This window comes from uncultured Tateyamaria sp., assembly GCF_947503045.1.
Classification (GTDB): domain Bacteria; phylum Pseudomonadota; class Alphaproteobacteria; order Rhodobacterales; family Rhodobacteraceae; genus Tateyamaria.
In genome coordinates this window covers 1-1,254 of sequence record NZ_CANNCF010000022.1, presented here as the reverse complement: position 1 = coordinate 1,254, position 1,254 = coordinate 1, and the positions used below count along the sequence as shown (strand labels likewise).

Sequence of the window (1,254 nt, the reverse complement as noted above, 5' to 3'; positions counted from 1 at the left end):
AAGCGACATCACCCAGGACTGGCTGATTACCAATGATACATATGGTGCGGACGAAGAAATGGCGCTCAAGCCTGATGTGGGCATGGAGCTGTGGTATGGCGTCACCGGCGAACGTGTCGAGCCGAACTCCAACTGGCTGCTGTTTGAAAAAGGCTATGAATATGATGACCTTGGCCAGATTGTAACGCGCGGCCTGATGGGTGAGGACGAGTTGCACCCGGCCCATATCACCTCGTGGGGTGAGGGCGAAAAGCCGATCCTCACATCGCAGATCGAGATTTATCAGCGCGATACTGAAAACCTCGTGTTTTCGGATGTGCATCTGCAAGGCGGTGTGCGCGCGCTGATCGGCTCGAACATCATATTTGAAGACGTTGAGGTCACTGAGAACGGATTCAACCTGCAAACCATCGACAATGTCACCATCCGCAATTCCGATATCTATGACATCTTTCTGGATGAACCGGCGGATGGCGAAACATGGCACCCGCATTCCAACCGTCTGTCGGGGATCTTTTCAGCCAAGAACGAAGGCCTGCTGATCGAAAACACGTTGATCGCGCAGGTGGGCTGGGAACAGGGCTACAGTGAGGACGCGGACGGCGCGTTCCCCCAGCCGCCCAACCAGTTCAGCCAGAACGTCTATCTCACCGATGAATCCCTCGATTTCACTTTCCGGGACAACGTATCGACCCATGCAGCCTCATGGGGTCTGCAGGCGCGGGCCGGTGGTTTTATCGAGGACAACCTGTTCTCGGAAAACAACGCAGGCTTCATCACGACCGGGGGCAGTTCCGAAACCATAGGGTTCACCGGGAACTATATGCTGGCCAATGGCAATGTGGTCACCTCGGCGGCCTACAAGATCGCCCCCCAGATCGGCGCCCTGTCCATCGGGCTGCAGGACAACGGGTCCGACAGCACGTTGCTGAACAACATTGTCGCCCACCTCGCCGATCCCAATGACCCCGAGGACATCGCGCTCAAGGTTTTCAACAATGGCGGCGTGCGCAACGAAGAAGAGGCCTTTTTCGACGACACGATCCAGTACAACTGGTACGGCACCCGTGAGAACCCGATCCACGATCCCGACCGCAACACCGAAGGGCTGGATCCGAACACGCTGGATGCCACCACGCTGAACACGCTGGCCCAGAGCGTGCTGGGCGATCCAAATGCCACCGGGGACGATCTGGCCGAATATCTCAAGCACAACGAGTTCAACACCGACAGCCTGCTGGCCTTTTTCAAGGA

The 1,254-nt window shown here is 56.9% G+C and carries 1 protein-coding gene; it reads left to right on the top strand.

Annotated elements, in window-relative coordinates; translation table 11 throughout:
- Positions 1-1,254, top strand: a 1,254-nt coding sequence (locus Q1A89_RS23440; protein ID WP_299734153.1) for a right-handed parallel beta-helix repeat-containing protein, incomplete at both ends; no start/stop codon positions are given.